This is a genomic window from Bradyrhizobium sp. NDS-1, assembly GCF_032918005.1.
In the GTDB taxonomy this organism is placed as follows: domain Bacteria; phylum Pseudomonadota; class Alphaproteobacteria; order Rhizobiales; family Xanthobacteraceae; genus Bradyrhizobium; species Bradyrhizobium tunisiense.
Window position 1 is genome coordinate 4,386,442 of the sequence record NZ_CP136628.1, and the last position, 16,628, is coordinate 4,403,069.

The 16,628-nt window shown below is 63.9% G+C and carries 16 protein-coding genes; 6 read left to right on the forward strand and 10 right to left on the reverse strand.

All coding sequences use genetic code 11. From position 1 onward, the window contains the following. Positions 1 to 2 precede the first annotated feature (2 nt). Complete coding sequence (locus tag RX330_RS20770; protein WP_212085551.1) at positions 3 to 1,205, reverse strand: efflux RND transporter periplasmic adaptor subunit; 1,203 nt, start codon at positions 1,203 to 1,205, stop codon at positions 3 to 5. 172 nt (positions 1,206 to 1,377) lie between these two features. Between RX330_RS20770 and RX330_RS20775 the strand changes: the two genes are divergently transcribed. Next, positions 1,378 to 2,034 carry a TetR/AcrR family transcriptional regulator gene (locus tag RX330_RS20775; RefSeq protein WP_317239637.1) on the forward strand — a complete coding sequence of 219 codons (657 nt, stop codon included), beginning with the start codon at positions 1,378 to 1,380 and terminating at the stop codon, positions 2,032 to 2,034. 7 nt (positions 2,035 to 2,041) lie between these two features. Here the strand turns inward: RX330_RS20775 and RX330_RS20780 are convergent, their stop codons facing one another. The 6 genes from RX330_RS20780 to RX330_RS20805 all read right to left on the reverse strand — a co-directional run bounded on the left by RX330_RS20780 (position 2,042) and on the right by RX330_RS20805 (position 7,516). After that, positions 2,042 to 2,458, reverse strand: a complete 417-nt coding sequence (locus RX330_RS20780; RefSeq protein WP_317239638.1) for an ASCH domain-containing protein — start codon at positions 2,456 to 2,458, stop codon at positions 2,042 to 2,044. A gap of 27 nt (positions 2,459 to 2,485) precedes the next feature. Then, positions 2,486 to 3,205, reverse strand: coding sequence for a haloacid dehalogenase type II (locus tag RX330_RS20785; RefSeq protein WP_317239639.1), 720 nt, complete (start codon positions 3,203 to 3,205; stop codon positions 2,486 to 2,488). Between the two features lie 89 nt (positions 3,206 to 3,294). After that, positions 3,295 to 4,296: a class II fructose-bisphosphatase gene (gene glpX / locus RX330_RS20790; RefSeq protein WP_212085566.1), complete on the reverse strand. Its 1,002-nt coding sequence runs from the start codon at positions 4,294 to 4,296 to the stop codon at positions 3,295 to 3,297. A 163-nt stretch (positions 4,297 to 4,459) separates the two neighbouring features. Next, positions 4,460 to 5,776 (reverse strand): homoserine dehydrogenase, encoded by a 1,317-nt coding sequence (locus tag RX330_RS20795; RefSeq protein ID WP_212085568.1) that lies wholly within the window; start codon positions 5,774 to 5,776, stop codon positions 4,460 to 4,462. Positions 5,777 to 5,805: 29 nt separating this feature from the next. Beyond that, entirely contained in the window at positions 5,806 to 7,026 is a 1,221-nt protein-coding gene (locus RX330_RS20800; protein WP_212085570.1) for an LL-diaminopimelate aminotransferase, read from the reverse strand. Between the two features lie 214 nt (positions 7,027 to 7,240). Beyond that, positions 7,241 to 7,516 carry a hypothetical protein gene (locus RX330_RS20805; protein ID WP_212085572.1) on the reverse strand — a complete coding sequence of 92 codons (276 nt, stop codon included), beginning with the start codon at positions 7,514 to 7,516 and terminating at the stop codon, positions 7,241 to 7,243. Between the two features lie 253 nt (positions 7,517 to 7,769). Between RX330_RS20805 and RX330_RS20810 the strand changes: the two genes are divergently transcribed. Continuing rightward, on the forward strand, positions 7,770 to 9,578 hold the full coding sequence (locus tag RX330_RS20810; RefSeq protein ID WP_212085574.1) for a PHA/PHB synthase family protein: 1,809 nt from the start codon (positions 7,770 to 7,772) through the stop codon (positions 9,576 to 9,578). A gap of 64 nt (positions 9,579 to 9,642) precedes the next feature. Next, positions 9,643 to 10,041: an MAPEG family protein gene (locus RX330_RS20815; protein WP_094974315.1), complete on the forward strand. Its 399-nt coding sequence runs from the start codon at positions 9,643 to 9,645 to the stop codon at positions 10,039 to 10,041. Between the two features lie 154 nt (positions 10,042 to 10,195). Here the strand turns inward: RX330_RS20815 and argC are convergent, their stop codons facing one another. From argC to RX330_RS20830, 3 genes are all read right to left on the reverse strand, one after another. Beyond that, the gene (gene argC / locus RX330_RS20820) at positions 10,196 to 11,179 is read right to left on the reverse strand and encodes an N-acetyl-gamma-glutamyl-phosphate reductase (RefSeq protein ID WP_317239640.1); all 984 of its coding nucleotides are present in this window, start codon (positions 11,177 to 11,179) and stop codon (positions 10,196 to 10,198) included. Beyond that, positions 11,176 to 11,841 (reverse strand): FMN-binding negative transcriptional regulator, encoded by a 666-nt coding sequence (locus RX330_RS20825; protein ID WP_212085578.1) that lies wholly within the window; start codon positions 11,839 to 11,841, stop codon positions 11,176 to 11,178. The genes argC and RX330_RS20825 overlap by 4 nt, the downstream gene beginning before the upstream one ends. A gap of 225 nt (positions 11,842 to 12,066) precedes the next feature. Continuing rightward, positions 12,067 to 12,597 carry a DedA family protein gene (locus RX330_RS20830; protein WP_317239641.1) on the reverse strand — a complete coding sequence of 177 codons (531 nt, stop codon included), beginning with the start codon at positions 12,595 to 12,597 and terminating at the stop codon, positions 12,067 to 12,069. Between the two features lie 271 nt (positions 12,598 to 12,868). Between RX330_RS20830 and parE the strand changes: the two genes are divergently transcribed. From parE to RX330_RS20845, 3 genes are all read left to right on the forward strand, one after another. Then, a complete protein-coding gene (gene parE / locus RX330_RS20835) occupies positions 12,869 to 14,911 on the forward strand; it encodes a DNA topoisomerase IV subunit B (protein ID WP_212085582.1) in 2,043 nt (680 codons plus the stop codon). 445 nt (positions 14,912 to 15,356) lie between these two features. Continuing rightward, on the forward strand, positions 15,357 to 16,139 hold the full coding sequence (locus RX330_RS20840) for an outer membrane protein (RefSeq protein ID WP_212085585.1): 783 nt from the start codon (positions 15,357 to 15,359) through the stop codon (positions 16,137 to 16,139). A gap of 300 nt (positions 16,140 to 16,439) precedes the next feature. After that, positions 16,440 to 16,625 carry a hypothetical protein gene (locus RX330_RS20845; RefSeq protein ID WP_027557870.1) on the forward strand — a complete coding sequence of 62 codons (186 nt, stop codon included), beginning with the start codon at positions 16,440 to 16,442 and terminating at the stop codon, positions 16,623 to 16,625. Positions 16,626 to 16,628: the final 3 nt, after the last annotated feature.

Below are 16,628 nucleotides of genomic sequence, written 5' to 3' on the forward strand. Positions count from 1 at the left end.
GATTACCGCTCCGTTGTCGTGGCCGCCGGCCGCGCGTCGGCCTGCCGGGTCGGGCTCACCGTGAGGCCGGTTGCCGGATCGACCACGACTTCGACGGTCTTGACCGGCGCGCCGGGACGGGCCTTCTGCGTGCCGTCGACGACGAGGCGATCCCCCGCTCTGGCGCCCGATCGCACCAGCCAGTTGCCGTCGACCTCCTCGCCCAGATCCAGCGTCCGCTGCTCCACCTTGCCGTCCTTGTCGACGAACATCGCCACCGCCTGCCCAAGCGGATTGCGCGAGACCGCGCGCTGCGGCACCAGGATCGCGTTCGCATCGACACCGGCGACGACGCGTGCACGTACATACATGCCGGGCAGCAGCGCTCGCTCGGGATTGGCGAAGATCGCGCGCGAGGAGACCGACCCGGTGCTCTCGTTGACGCTGGCGTCAGTGAAACCGTACTTGCCCTTGTGGCCGTAGGCCTTGCCGTTTTCCATGAGAAGTTCGACCTGCACGCCCTCGGCGGGTCGCTTAAGCTTTCCGCTCGCGATCTGATTGCGCAGGCGCTCCATCTCGGAGGTCGACTGGTCGAGATCGACATAGACGGGATCGAGCTGCTGGATCGTCGTCATCGCGGTGGCCTGGCTCGCGGTGACGAGTGCGCCGGGCGTGATGCTCGACTTACCGATCCGGCCCGAGATCGAGGCGGTCACCTTGGTGCGATCGAGCGAGATCGCCGCGGTGTCGCGGTTGGCCTGGGCGGCTTTCAGGTCAGCCTCGCCCTGCTTGTAGGCTGCGACCGCATCGTCGACGTCCTGCTGGCTCGCCGCGTTGGTCTGGAGCAACTGGGTCTTGCGCGCGGCCTTCAGGCGCACGCTGACGAGCGTCGCCTCCGACCGCTGCACCGCAGCCTCCGCACTTGCCAGCGCCGCCTTGTACTGAACGGGGTCGATTTCGTAGAGCAGATCGCCTTCCTTGACTTCGGCGCCTTCCACGAAGTCGCGCTTGAGCAGGATGCCGGTGACCTGCGGCCGGACTTCGGAGACCTGGTAGGCGACGACCCGCCCCGGCAGGACGGTCGAAACCTTCGCCTCCTGCGGCTTCAAGGTCACGATGCCGACCTCCGGCACCACCTGTGGCGGTCCGGCCTGCTGGCTCTGGTCCCCGCAAGCTGCAAGCAGCAGGGCAATCAACGGAACGGCCAGGGCGATCGGAGGACGCATGATGACGATCCATGGTGAGGTGCGGGCCCTCGATGAGGGACGCGCGGAAATATTTGGAAACTCTTCGGTTTCCATAAGGAAACTTGGTAGTTTCCTTCTCCAAAGTCAAGTGCTAGGCTGCGTATGAAACTGCGTTCAAACAGTCGTGAAGCAGCACGCGGCGGATGTTCCCATGGCGAGAGAATCCAGCAGTCAAAAGCGCATGACCCCGTCTTCGGAGCACACCAGGCCTGCCATCAAGATTCCCGCCCCGGACGCGCGGATGACGCAATTGCTGGCGGCGGCGAAGGACACCTTCACCAGCAAAGGCTTCGCCGCGACGACCATGGACGACATCGCCGGCGCCGCAGGCATGTCGAAGAAGACCCTCTACAAATTGTTCGAAAGCAAGACCGACCTCTTCCGCGCCATGCTGCTGGGCAGCCTGCCCAAAGACCAGTTCACGGACGCGCCTTCCGAAGGATCACCGGTGACCCGACTTCGAAACATGCTTCGGGAGGCTGCAGACGTGGCCTTGTCGCCGAGCGAGATCGCGCTGCAGCGCCTGATCATCGGTGAACGCCAGGCCTCGCCTGCGCTGGGTCGCATGTTTGCCGAGGTCATCATGGAGAGCGGCACGGAGCATATCGTCGACCTACTTGAGAAGGTCCGCCTCGAGCCCCGTTTCGAAGGCGTGCCGCTCCGCCTCGTTGCCGAAATGCTGTTCGGCATGGTGTTCGGCCACGATCATTTCAGGCTGCTGACCGACACCGGCTTCAAGCTCAATCGCCGCGTGCTGGACCGCCGGATCGATCTTGCGATTGCGACGTTCTGTCTGCCTGACGATTAAGCCGAAGCTAAGACTCCTCGCCGGGTCCACCTCTGAAGACTTCGATCAGGTGAAAGCGCTCGCACATCAGCATCATGTCGCCGCTATATCGTCCGAGCCTGCCGAAATAGGATTGATGGGCGCGGCGCCAATAGGCCAGGCTCCGGTCGCCTTCCCCCTCGTCATGCGCAAAGGCTGCGTCGACCTCATTGAAGCGCCGATACGTCACCTCGGTGGTTTCGATGACGCAGCGCGGCTCCGCCCGCCCGTCGAGCACGACCCAGCGCTCGCCGGGCGTGGAGGTGTTCGGCTCGTCTTCGGTGCTGCATGTCGCGGTCTTGATGCCCTTGATGACGAGCTCGACCAATTCGTCCGCCAGCACGGGGCTGTCGCCGAATGCGAAGGTTCGCAGATGTCGATACCGCTCGGGGACTGGCTTGCTCATCGCTTCCCCGCCTTTGCGAAATGTAGCCTAGCACCCGAGCCTGTCGGCGATCCCGCCAAAATCCTTCGCGACGATGTCCCAATTGCCGGTCGCTTCGAAGTCGACCTTCTGAAGCGGGCCATATTCCGTCGGCCGCGCCACGAACGCGGTCTTGAGTCCGTTTTTCTGTGCGGCCGCGAGATCGCCGTTGTGGGCGGCGACCATCATCACCTCTTCCGGCTTGAGGCAAAGCAGCTTTGCTGCGCCGAGATAGGTCTCGGGGTCGGGCTTGTAATGCTCGAACAGCTCGGCCGACATGATGAGATCCCACGGCAGGCCGGCGAACTTCGCCATGTTGGTGAGCAGCGCGACGTTGCCGTTCGACAGCGGCGAGATCACGAATTTCGATTTCAGCCGCGTGAGGCCGGCGACGCTGTCCGGCCAGGGATGCAGGCGGTGCCAGCCCTTGGTGAGGTAGTCGAGGTCGGCTTCGGTCAGGCCCTTGATCGCGAATTGATCGACCAGCTTTTCCAGCGAGCGGCGGTGCAGGTCATCCAGCATGACATAGCCGCGCTCGGGATGTTTGCGCACCTCGTCCATGGAAGCCATGTACATCCCGCGCCAGCCGTCGACGAGCGCGGTCCAATCAGCGCTGATCCCGCGCTGCTTGCTCCACCACATGAAGTCGGTGATGAGACTCGTACGCCAGTCCACGACCGTCCCGAACACGTCGAAGACCAGGGCTTTCACGGCGGAGAGATTGGTCATGTGCGCTTCCTGGCGTTGTTTGTTCTTGGTCATTCCGGGATGCGCCGTCAGGCGCAGGCCCGGAATGACGGATGCTGTTATTGCCTTGCTCAGTCCAGGTGGAACTTGGCCAGCTCGCGGTGCTCGGCCTTGATGTAGCGCACGGTGCCGGTAACGGAGCGCATCACCACCGTCTCTGTCTCGATCACGCCGTCCTTGCGGAATTTGACGCCCGAGAGCAGCGAGCCCGTGGTGACGCCGGTGGCCGCGAACAGGCAGTCGCCGCGCGCCATGTCCTCGATGCCGTAGATCATCTTGGGATCGTTGACGCCCATCTTGGCGGCGCGTTCGATCTTCTCGGCGGAATCGAGAATGAGGCGGCACTGCATCTGGCCGCCGATGCAGCGCAGCGCCACCGCCGCGAGCACGCCTTCCGGCGCGCCGCCGGTGCCGAGATACATGTCGACGCCGGTATTGTCAGGGTCGGCGCAATGGATCACGCCGGCAACGTCGCCGTCGGTGATCAGGCGCACGGCGGCGCCGGTCGAGCGCACGCTCTCGATGATGCTGGCATGGCGCGGACGATCGAGCACGAGAACCGTAATGCCTTCGGGCTGGACACCCTTGGCCTTGGCGAGACGGCGGACGTTGTCGGCCGGTGTCGCATCGAGATCGACGACGCCCTTGTCGTAACCCGGGCCGATCGCGAGCTTCTGCATGTAGACGTCGGGCGCGTGCAGCAGCGTGCCGCCGTCGGCCATCGCCATGGTGGCGATCGAGCCCGGCATGTTCTTGGCGCACAGCGTGGTGCCTTCGAGCGGATCGACCGCGATGTCGACCTGCGGGCCCGCGTTCAGGCCAACCTTCTCGCCGATGAAGAGCATCGGCGCCTCGTCGCGCTCGCCCTCGCCGATCACGATGGTGCCCTCGATCGGGAGCTTGTTGAGCTCGCGGCGCATCGCATCCACCGCAGCCTGGTCGGCCGCCTTCTCGTTGCCGTGCCCGCGCAGCCGCGCCGACGACACCGCCGCCCGCTCGGTCACGCGCACGATCTCCAGCGTGAGAATGCGCTCGAGCAACGCTTGCGGCGGGACTGAGATATGGGTCGACATCGGCTAACTCCTTCAAAACGGTTCTGGACAGAAGTCTCTGCCCACATCAACTCTCAACGCCCACGGTTCGTTCGACGAACCACCCTCATTGTTTGAGCATGATCTTTTCGGAAAACCGCTCAACACTTCGCGCTGCGCGGCCCACCGGGTCCGAGGTCATGCTCTAGTTTTTCTCGATCCGGATCACCTGCGGCCGTCCGCTGATCACCTTGTCCTTCTGCACGGCAGCGAGCGCGCGGCGCACGGCATCCTCATGCGTGGCGTAGGTGATCAGGATGACAGGCACGGGGACCGCCTTGCCGTTATCGGACGCAGCGCCGCCATTGGGATGACGCTGCACGATCGACTCGATCGAGATCTTCTGTTCTGCAAGCCGCGTCGCGATCGCAGCCGCGGTGCCGGGGAAATCGCGCGCCAGAAGGCGGATGTAATAGCCGCCCTCGTGGCGCTCCATCGGCGCCTTCTTGGTGTCGCGCAATTGCGAAATCGGCCGACCGAACGGATTGGCACGGATGCCGCGCGCGACATCGGCGATGTCGGCGACCACGGCGGATGCGGTCGCGGCGCCGCCGGCGCCGGGGCCGACCAGCGTGATCGGCGGAATGCCCTCGCCGTCGATCGTGACCGCATTGGTGACACCCATCACCTGCGCGATCGAGGAGGATTTCGGCACCATGGTCGGATGCACGCGCTGCTCGATGCCCTTGACGGTGCGCACCGCGACGCCCAGCAGCTTGACGCGATAGCCGAGATCGGACGCCGCGCGCAGGTCTTCCGGTGCGATCGATGAGATGCCTTCGACATACACCGCGCTTTGAGCAACTTTCGTGCCGAAGGCGAGGCTGGCGAGGATCGCGAGTTTTTGCGCGGTGTCGTGACCATCCACGTCGAAGGACGGATTGGCCTCGGCATAACCGAGCCGCTGTGCGTCCTTGAGGCATTCGGCGAAGGACAGCCCCTCCTGCTCCATCCGTGTCAGGATGTAGTTGCAGGTGCCGTTGAGGATACCGTAGACGCGATTGATGCCGGTTCCGGCAAGACCCTCGCGTAACGTTTTGATGACGGGGATCGCGGCGCCGACGGCTGCCTCGAAATTCAGCGCACCGCCGTGCTTTTCAGCGGCTTTCGCCAGTTTCAACCCGTGCTTCGCCAGCAGCGCCTTGTTGGCGGTGACGACCGACTTGCCGGCGTTGAGCGCGGCTTCGACGGCGGAGAGTGCCGGATCGCCGGCGCCGCCCATCAGCTCAACGAAGCAATCGATGCCGGGATGGGTTGCCAGCGCCAGGGGATCCCTGACCCATTCGACGCCGCGCAGATCGACGCCGCGCTTCTTCGCCTTCGAACGCGCGGTGACGGCAACGACACGGATGCCGCGGCCGCTGCGGCCCGCGAGCACGCGCGCCTGCGTTTCAATCAAACGGACCACTTCGGCGCCCACGGTGCCGAGCCCCGCTATGCCCACTTTCAGGGGTGCAACCATGATGTCTTAGAAAACCTGCCGAAGAGAATTTAGCGCCGATTGGCGAGCGGAACGACGTTGTGCAACGTTTCGATGCCGCTTTCAAGGAAGCGTCGCACGCCGCGCGCGGCCTGCCTGATCCGTTGCTCGTTTTCCACCATGGCAATGCGGACATATCCTTCACCATGCTCGCCGAAGCCGACGCCGGGCGACACCGCGACGCCGGATTTCTCAACCATCAGGGTTGCGAACTGCATGCTGCCGACGCTGCGGAAGGCTTCCGGCAGCGGCACCCAGGCGAACATCGAAGCCTCCGGCGGCGGAATCTCCCAGCCGGCGCGGCCAAACGATTCCACCAGCGCATCGCGGCGCTTGCGGTAGGTGTCGCGCATCTCCTTGATGCAATCGTCGGGACCGTTCAGCGCCGCGGTCGCCGCGACCTGGACCGGCGTGAAGGCGCCGTAATCGAGGTACGACTTGACGCGGGCGAGCGCCGCGATCACGCGCTCATTGCCGACCGCAAAGCCCATGCGCCAGCCGGCCATCGAATAGGTCTTCGACATCGAGGTGAATTCGACGGCGACATCCATCGCGCCCGGCACCTGAAGCACCGAGGGCGGCGGATTGCTCTCGTCGAAATAGACCTCGGCATAAGCGAGATCGGACAGGATCAGGATCTCGTGCTTCTTCGCGAACGCGACGAGGTCCTTGTAAAAATCGAGGCTCGCGACATAGGCGGTCGGGTTCGAAGGATAGCAGACGACGAGCGCGAGCGGCTTCGGGATCGAATGCACGATCGCCCGCTCCACCGCCTCGAAGAACTGCGGCGTCGGCTCGGAGGGCACCGAGCGGATGACGCCGCCCGCCATCAGAAAGCCGAAGGCGTGAATCGGGTAGCTCGGGTTCGGACAGAGGATGACGTCGCCCGGCGCCGTGATCGCCTGCGCCACATTGGCAAAGCCCTCTTTCGAGCCGAGCGTCGCCACGATCTGGGTGTCCGGGTTGAGCTTCACGCCGAAGCGGCGGGCGTAGTAGCCGGCCTGGGCCCTGCGCAATCCGGGGATGCCGCGGGACGCCGAGTAGCGGTCGGTGCGCGGCTTGCCCAGCGTCTCCTTCAGCTTCTCCAGCACATGCGCCGGCGCCGGCAGGTCCGGATTGCCCATGCCAAGGTCGATGATGTCGGCGCCGGCATTCCGCGCGGCCGCCTTGGCCCGGTTGACCTGCTCGAACACGTAAGGCGGAAGGCGGCGAATGCGGTAAAATTCTTCCATGGCTCTCTGGGCTCCGGGCAACCGGTCAGGACAGAATCGACAGGACGGACGCCGATTGGGTGAGGCGCCCAGAATCGCTTTGAAAACTGCTCAAAATCAAATACTTAGAGCAATCATCGACAACGAAGACTGAAGTCGTTCGCCCTGACTCTCGGCTGAACCATGATCTTTTAGCACGGCAAGGCGGGGGCGCCAGCGATTACGTTGCCGTGCCTCATTTCGCGTCCTTGCCAGCAGCGGCCTGGCGATCACGCGCGGCTGCAAGCTCGGCCTCGATCTTGGCGCGCTGCTCCAGCGGAATGATTGCCTGGTCGCGATCCGGTGGCAGATCGTGCACCGGCAGGTAGGTGCCGGGCTCCCTCGGATGCGCCTGCGCGTCCGCGGGTGTCATATCGGCGAGCTGGCTCGAGCAGCCGCCCATGGCGAGCGCCGCAATCAGCAGCGCGCTGCGGATCGGCAGCGCCTTTTGCAGGTCCCATAACGCCAACACCTGGGAAATCCCCTACTCGTCCCAAAGCACGGCCCCGGGCAACCTTACCCAAGACCGCGCCCAAGCTCAAACCATTGCTGCCCGAAATGGCGAGAGCGAAAAACAGCCGTTGCCCACCAAGCCGAGCGGTGCGGCCCGAATGTGACGGAACCAAGAAGATTTGTCGCACTGCAACACATCTTCGAGAGTGTTTAACGCCAAACATGCGAGCTTCGCGGTGACGAATACGGAATGAGTCGTTACTGTTCTGCTCATGAATATGGCCACGACCGATACGCCCAAACCCGAGACGAAGTTCGATGCGGAAGCCTTCGCGATGAATGTCGCGCGGGCGATGGAGAGCGGCGGCAAGGCGCTCGCCGCTTACCTCAAGCCGCGCGAGAGCGGCGAGGTGCAGGATCGCCCGCCGGCCGAGCTTGCCGAGGTGGTCAAGACCTTCACGTCGGTCGCCGAATATTGGTTGTCGGATACGTCCCGTTCGTCCGATCTGCAGATCAAGCTGGCCAAGGACTATCTCGACCTCTGGGGCTCCGCGGCGCGCCGCATGGCCGGCCAGGACGCCCCGCCCGCGATCGCGCCCTCCCCGCGCGACAAGCGCTTTGCCGACCCGGAATGGAAATCGAACCAGTTCTTCGACTTCGTCATGCAGCTCTATCTGCTTACGGCCAAATGGGCGCAGGAACTGGTGCGCGATGCCGATGGGCTCGATCCGCAGACCCGCCGCAAGGCGGAGTTCTACGTCCAGCAGGTCATTAACGCGCTGTCGCCGTCCAACTTCGTGCTGACCAATCCGGAGGTGCTGCGCGAGACTGTGGCGAGCAGCGGCGAAAATCTCGCGCGCGGCCTGACGATGCTGGCCGAGGACATCGCGGCCGGCAAGGGCATGCTGAAGATCCGCCAGTCCAATCCGGACAATCTCGTCGTCGGCGTCAACATGGCGACGACGCCGGGCAAGGTGATCTACCAGAACGAGATCATGCAGCTGATCCAGTATTCGCCGACCACGGAGCGCGTGCTGCGCACCCCGCTCCTGATCGTGCCGCCCTGGATCAACAAGTTCTACATCCTCGATCTCAAGCCGGAGAAATCCTACATCAAGTGGTGCGTCGACCAGGGCATCACCGTGTTCGTGATCTCATGGGTCAATCCCGACAAGCGGCTCGGCAACAAGAGCTGGGAAGACTACATGAAGCAAGGCCCGCTCACGGCGATGGACGTGATCGAGAAGATCACCGGCGAGATGAAGGTGCACACCGCCGGCTATTGCGTCGGCGGCACGATGCTGGCGACCACGCTGGCCTGGCTCGCCGAGAAGCGTCGCCAGCGCGTGGCGTCCGCGACGTTCTTCGCCGCGCAGGTCGACTTCACCCATGCCGGCGATCTCCTCGTGTTCGTCGACGAGGAGCAGATCGCATCGCTCGAACAGGACATGAAGACGGCCGGCGTGCTCGAAGGCTCGAAGATGGCGATGGCCTTCAACATGCTCCGCTCCAACGATCTGATCTGGTCCTACGTCGTCAGCAACTATCTGAAGGGCCAGCAGCCGAGCGCGTTCGATCTGTTGCACTGGAATTCCGATGCGACGCGCATGACCGCGTCGAACCATTCCTATTATTTGCGCAACTGCTATCTGGAGAACCGGCTCTCCACGGGCACGATGGTGCTCGACAACACGTTGCTCGATCTCTCCAAGGTCAAGGTGCCCGTCTACAACCTCGCCACACGCGAGGACCACATCGCGCCGGCGGAATCGGTGCTGTACGGCTCGCAGTTCTTCGGCGGCCCGGTGAAATACGTGTTGTCGGGCTCGGGCCACATCGCCGGCGTGGTCAATCCGCCGGCCTCGAACAAGTATCAGTACTGGACCAACGACAACATCAAGGACGTCAACGTCGCGCAGTGGATGAAGGACGCCGTGGAGCACAAGGGCTCGTGGTGGCCGGACTGGCGTGAATGGCTGCGCGGAATCGATCCGGAGGAAGTCCCGGCGCGCAGCGTCGGCAGCGACGCCCTGCCCCCGATCGAGGACGCCCCCGGCAGCTATGTCAGGGTCCGCGCATAGCGGAATCTTCCGCGCTTTTGTATAGACTCGGCGCTCAACGCAGCGACGACAGAGAGGATCGACCATGACGCGCGAATTGTTCTGGCTGACACTGACGGTGATCCTGACCGGGATCCTCTGGATTCCCTACACCATCAACCGCTGCCAGGTCCGCGGCCTCACTGGCGCGATGGCCAATCCCTCGCGCGGCGACAAGCCGCAATCGGAATGGGCGAACCGCCTGATGTTCGCGCACGACAACGCGGTCGAGAACCTCGTGCTCTTTGCACCGCTGGTCTTGATCCTCAACGCGATCGACTATTCCACCAAATGGACCGTGCTCGCCTGCGCCGTCTATTTCTGGTCGCGCGTCGCGCATCTGATCGTCTATGCGCTCGGCATCCCGGTGTTCCGCACCCTCGCCTTCACCGTCGGCTTCCTCGCCCAGGCCGTGCTGGCATTGGCGATCTTCAAGGTATTCTGAACCAGTGTCCCGGACGCGCGGAGCGCGAGCCGGGACCCAGAAGGCTGCAATCGAAACAAGCAAGAATGGGCCCCGGCTCTGCAGCGCATCATAGCACCGGACGATGCTTCAACATCGCCGGGGAAGTGCCGCGCTGAGTCCGGGGCACAAAGCCCTACGCCTCCGGCAGGCCCAGCATCAGCCGCATGTTCTGCACGGCGGCGCCTGAGGCACCCTTGCCGAGATTGTCAAGCCGCGCGACCAGCACGGCCTGATGATATTTGTCGCTGGCGAAGACGTAGAGCTCGAGCTGATTGGTCTCGTTCAGCGCCTCCGGCTCGATCCGGCCGCCCTTGCTCGCCTCGTTCTGCAGCGGCATCACCGAGACGTATTTCGAGCCGGCGTAGCGCTTTGCCAGCGCGGCCTGGAGGTCGGTACCGCCAGGTTTGCCCGGCAAGGTGTCGAGCTGCAGCGGCACCGAGACCAGCATGCCCTGCCGGTAATTGCCGACAGAGGGAATGAAGATCGGGCGCCGCGTCAGGTTCGAATAGAGCTGCATCTCCGGCAGATGCTTGTGCTCGAAGCCGAGACCGTAGAGCTCGAAGGACGGCGCGCTGCCGTCCTCGAAGCTTGCGATCATCGACTTGCCCCCGCCGGAATAGCCGCTCACCGCGTTGACCGTGACGGGATAATCAGGCGGCAACAGGCCGGCATCGACGATCGGCCGCAGCAGCGCGATCGCGCCGGTCGGATAGCAGCCGGGATTGGAGACCTTCCTGGCGGCCTTGATCTTGCCGGCCTGGTCGGCCGTCAGCTCGGGAAAGCCGTAGGCCCAATCGGGCGCGATCCGATAGGCGGTGGAAGCATCCAGCACCTTCGGCGCCGACGTGCCCATGCTGTCGACCAGCGCAACGGTTTCCTTGGCGGCATCGTCGGGCAGACAGAGAATGACGAGGTCCACCTCCTCCATCAGCGCCTTCTTGGCCGCGGGATCCTTGCGCTTGTCGTCGGGAAGCGTCTTCACGACCACGTCGTTCTGCAGCTTCAGCCGCTCGTTGATGCCGAGCCCGGTGGTGCCGGAGCCGCCGTCGACAAAGACGTTTGCGGGTTTCTTCGCCGCGCCGGTGATCGGGGCTTTCGTGGTCTCAGCGAGGCTCATGACGCGCTCCTTTCGAGCTTGTTCGTGTCGTGTTCAAAAACTTGCGGCCTGGTCTGCCGCATCAACTCCGAGATCTGCTTCGCGTCGGCATCGCCGGCGCCGAGTGCATTTGCGATCGCCGCATAATCGGCGTCGGATTTGTGCTGGTTGAGCTTGAAGCTGCCTTCGACCTCTTCAACATTCATCACCAGACCCACGATCGCCTTCTTCATCGCTTCGAGCCTGCCCGCCGTCATCTTGCCCGACGTCCACGGCTTCTTCGGCAGCAGCCAGTGCTCGAACTTGTCGCTGAGCGTGTCGATCTGCACCGACAGCTCGTCGTCCGACAACGGCCGCACCGGCCCGCTCAGATGCACCGACTGGTAGAGCCAGGTCGGCACCTGGTCCGGCGAGACGTACCAGTCCGGCGATACATAGGCATCGGGGCCGTTGACCGCGAGCAACCAGGACGCTTCGCCCCCGGCAAGCTTTAGCAGCGGATTGTGACGGGCGACATGAAAGGCGGCCTGCGGCGTGCCGTCGGCAGCGTAGGTCAGATAGAACGGCAGCGGGGAAGCGACCGGCTTCTTTCCGTCGAAGGCGCAGATGGTGCCGAAGCCGCGCTCCTCTGCGAACTTCAGGCTCGCGGCGCGGTCCTGCTTGAAAAAGGGTGGCGTGTACATCGTGGTCTCCTGCTGGGCCTCCGTGGGGGCCGCCGGATCAGATCGCGCTGAACAGGAGAGAGAATGCCGCGGATCGGATCCAGCGGCAAAGACGATGATCTCAAACGCGATCGACCGCCCAAACCGCAAGACTGCGGCGGCGGCGACGGGCGAACAGGATGGTCGCGGCGTTGATCATGGCGCGGGGCTATAAGGCCAGATCCGGTTCCCGTCAAGGTTTGGACGTCAGATCACCCGCCAGATCCACTCCATGATTTTGGCGAGCACGTCGCCGAACAGCAGCAGCACGGCCGACCAGACCAGCGCGGAGACGAAATTGGCGACCTGGAAACTCCAATAGGGCATCTCGAAGATGCCGGCCGCGAGCGGCACCGAGGCGCGCAAGGGACCGAAGAACCGGCCGATGAAGATGCTGGGCACGCCCCATCTGCGCACGAAAGCCTCGCCCCTGGGCAGGAGTCCCGGATAGCGCGACAGCGGCCACATCTCGGCGACCTTCTCCTTGTAGCGGTAGCCGAACCAGTAGGAGACCCAGTCGCCAAGCGCCGCGCCGAGGCCGCCGGCGATCCAGACCGGATAGAAGTTGATGCCGCTCGCCCCGATGAGCGCGCCGATCCCCACCAACGCACCCCAGGCCGGGAACAGCAGCGAGATGAAGGCGAGCGATTCTCCGAAAGCGAGCAGGAACACGATCGGAGCCGCCCAGGCCTGGTGAACACGCACGAATTCGGCCAGGGCGTGCGCAAACTGCTCCATCAAAAATAGCCTTCCCGCCCCGTCTCAAGGTGCTGCGATGAAAAAGACTGGTAAGCCAAGGACTTGTGTGACATCAAGTCACAAAGCCCGCCTCACGCAGACCGGCAAGTCAATTTGCCGGGAATTTGGAGGGGGTGCGGCGTAAAATCGCCGGGATTGGCCCCCAACGACACCGCCCGGCCCGCCCTGCGATAACCTTTCCAAGTCAGAAGTGGCATAGTCGGCCTCATCGATTCGCCGCCCAAGCGGCCCTCAAAGCGCATCAAGATATATGTCCAAGCAGTTGAAGCCCAAAGCAAAAGACGACTTTTTCGGCGGCGACGAGCCGAAACCCCGCGCCGCCAAGGCGGCGCCGCGTGCGGGCGGCGGGGAAGCTGATTACACCGCGGCCGACATCGAGGTACTCGAAGGCCTGGAACCGGTGCGACGCCGGCCGGGCATGTATATCGGCGGCACCGATGAGAAGGCGTTGCATCATCTGTTCGCCGAAGTCATCGACAACTCGATGGACGAGGCGCTGGCCGGACACGCGACGTTCATCGGAGTCGAGCTCAGTGCAGACGGGTTCCTCACCGTCACCGACAACGGCCGCGGCATCCCGATCGATCCTCATCCGAAATTCCCGAAGAAGTCGGCGCTCGAAGTCATCATGTGCACGCTGCATTCGGGCGGCAAGTTCGACTCCAAGGTCTACGAGACATCAGGCGGTCTGCACGGCGTCGGCATCTCCGTGGTGAATGCCCTCTCCTCGCGTCTCGAGGTCGAGGTCGCGCGCGGCCAGAAGCTGCACCGCATGATCTTCGAGCGCGGCCATCCCAAGGGCAAGCTCGAGGATCTCGGCAAGGTCAACAACCGCCGCGGCACGCGCGTGCGCTTCAAGCCCGACACCGACATCTTCGGCGCCAAGGCCGCGTTCAAGCCGCAGCGCCTGTTCAAGATGACGCGCTCGAAGGCGTATCTGTTCGGCGGCGTCGAGATCCGCTGGAACTGCGCGCCCGACCTGCTCAAGGGCATCGAGGATGTACCGGCCGAAGCGACGTTCCACTTCCCGGGCGGCCTCAAGGACTATCTGGCGGCTGCGATCCACGCCGACACGCTGGTGCATCCCGACATCTTCTCCGGCAAGTCGGGCCGCAACGGTGCGCACGGCGCCTGCGAATGGGCGGTGGCGTGGACGGCGGATGCGGATGGCTTCCTCTCCTCCTACACCAACACCGTGCCGACGCCGGACGGCGGCACGCATGAGTCCGGCCTGCGCAGCGCGCTTCTGCGTGGCCTGAAGGATCACGCCGAGCGCGTCGGCCAGGGCAAGCGTGCAGCCTCCATCACCTCCGAAGACGTGATGGTGGGTGCGGCCGTGATGCTCTCGGTGTTCGTGCGCGAGCCCGAATTCCAGGGCCAGACCAAGGATCGGCTTGCCACCGCCGAGGCGCAGCGCATCGTCGAGCAGGCGATCAAGGATCCGTTCGACCATTGGCTGTCGGGCAATCCGAACATGGCCAACAGGCTGCTCGACTTCGTGGTCGACCGCGCCGAGGAGCGGCTGCGGCGCCGCCAGGAGAAGGAGACAGCGCGCAAGACGGCCGGAAAGAAGCTGCGCCTGCCCGGCAAGCTCGCCGACTGCACCGACGCCGGCACCGACGGCTCGGAGCTGTTCATCGTCGAGGGTGACTCGGCCGGCGGCAGCGCCAAGCAGGCGCGTGACCGCAAGACCCAGGCCGTGCTGCCGCTGCGCGGAAAAATCCTCAACGTGGCGTCCGCCGGCAAGGACAAGCTGACGGCCAATGCCCAGCTCTCCGACCTCGTGCAGGCGATCGGCTGCGGCCAACTCCTGCATTACCGCGAAGAGGATCTGCGCTATCAGCGCATCATCATCATGACCGACGCAGACGTCGACGGCGCCCACATCGCCTCGCTCCTGATCACCTTCTTCTACCGGCAGATGCCGCGGCTGATCGACGAGGGCCACCTCTTCCTCGCGGTGCCACCGCTCTACAAGCTGACCCACGGCTCCAAATCGGTCTATGCGCGCGACGACAAGCACAAGGAGGCGTTGCTCAAGAGCGAGTTCAACGCCAACGCCAAGGTCGAGGTGAACCGCTTCAAAGGCCTCGGCGAGATGATGCCGGCGCAGCTCAAGGAAACCACGATGGACCCGCGCAAGCGCACGCTGCTCAAGGTGGTCCTGCTTGCCGACGATCGCGACACCACGGCCGATTCGGTGGAGCGCCTCATGGGCACCAAGGCCGAGGCACGCTTCGCCTTCATCTCGGACAAGGCCGAGTTTGCCAGCGAGGAATTGCTGGACGTGTAGAGCCCTCGGGGCCGTCTACTCCGTTCGGGAGCCTCGGCGGGAGCCGGGGCTCTTTTTATTTGTGGGGACCCCGCCTGTTTATCGATAAGGCCTGCAGATGGTCCGCACGGCCTTGAGCGATTCCCGGCTCCGCGAACGCGACTCGGCCAACGACTCACGGCGCTGAGGCTGAGGCGGGACTGCCGCCATTTCGGACAAGGCTCGATCTCCTAACGAAACCTTACCCGAACCCGAAACTTCGAAATTCACACAAGCTACTGATTTTGCATGGTTCTTTCTAATTTCGGGAGCTGCCCCTCGGACGCCCGCTCAGCGGCGTTTTCCGGCGACTGTGCCTAGCCGGCAACAGCATTTCGGCGAGAACCGTCTATAGTCCGGGCATCAGATGAAACGAACTTCAGTGCGCTCGCGCCTGCTACGACAGACCAAGGTTGGGGATTTTGACATGAAGAAGACTTTGCTCGCTCTGACCGCCGTTGCGGCGATGACCGGTTCGGCCTCGGCTGCCGACCTTGGCGCCCGTCCCTACGTGAAGGCTCCGATGCCGGCGCCCGTCGCCAACTGGACCGGCTTCTACGTCTTCGGCGGTGGTGGCGGTGGCCTCTCGAATGCCGACCAGAGCATTGTGGATACGGCCACCGGCACGCCGTTGACGATCACGCAGCGCCAGGGCGGTTCCGGCTGGTTTGGTACGGTCGGCGCTGGTTACGACTGGCAGTTCAGCGGCACCTGGGTCGCCGGTGTGTTTGGCGACGCTCAGTTCGGCAGCATCCGTTCCACCATCCAGGATCCGACCTTCGACATCACCGGTAACCAGAAGCTGGAAACCTCCTGGGCCGCGGGCGTCCGCCTCGGCTGGCTGGTCGCTCCGAACGTTCTCTCCTACGTCAACGGCGGTTACTCCGGCGCTCACTTCGGCCGCACCAACTTCACGACGCTCGGCGGTACCCCGGCCGGTGTTCACCTCAATGGCTACGATCGTCACGGCTGGTTCATCGGCGGCGGCGTCGAGAACAGCCTGAACATCTTCGGCATCACCTCGCCCGGCTGGTTCATGAAGACTGAGTATCGTTCGGCCTTCTACGATACCAAGACCGAGGCCATTCGGTTCGATGGCACCGACGTCCCAACCATCAACAGCGTCCGCGCCAACAGCTGGAACCAGACGATCTCGACCTCGCTGGTCTACCGCTTCAACTGGACCGGTCCGGTCGTCGCGAAGTACTGATCTGATCTCACGATCAAACGTTAAAGCCCCGGCATCGTCCGGGGCTTTTTCGTTGTGGGTCTGTCGGCAGCCGATGCTCGCCTCCAACGACCGTCCTCGGCGGTGAACCTCGCACAATATCGTCGATCGCCCTGCCCGCGCATCGCGACATCCGCCGGGATTCGCCTGCGACGGGCTTCTGCCGGCGCCGGCATTGTAACCGAACCAGAGCTACGGCTACTGTACGCCCCAAGCTTTCGAGACCACGGCCATCGTTGATGCCGCGCGTCGCGATGGAAGCAGATCGATGGGGAGGAATGCATGCGCAGATTTCTGCTTGTAGCAGGCCTGTTTGCCCTCGCCGTCGGGCTGCTCTGGATCGGACAGGGCACGGGCACCGTTCCCTGGCCGCGATCGAGCTTCATGGTCAACCAGCTGCAATGGGCCGGCTACGGCGCCGCCATGGCCGGCTTCGGGCTGGTGCTGATCTGGCAGAGCAACCAATAGAAG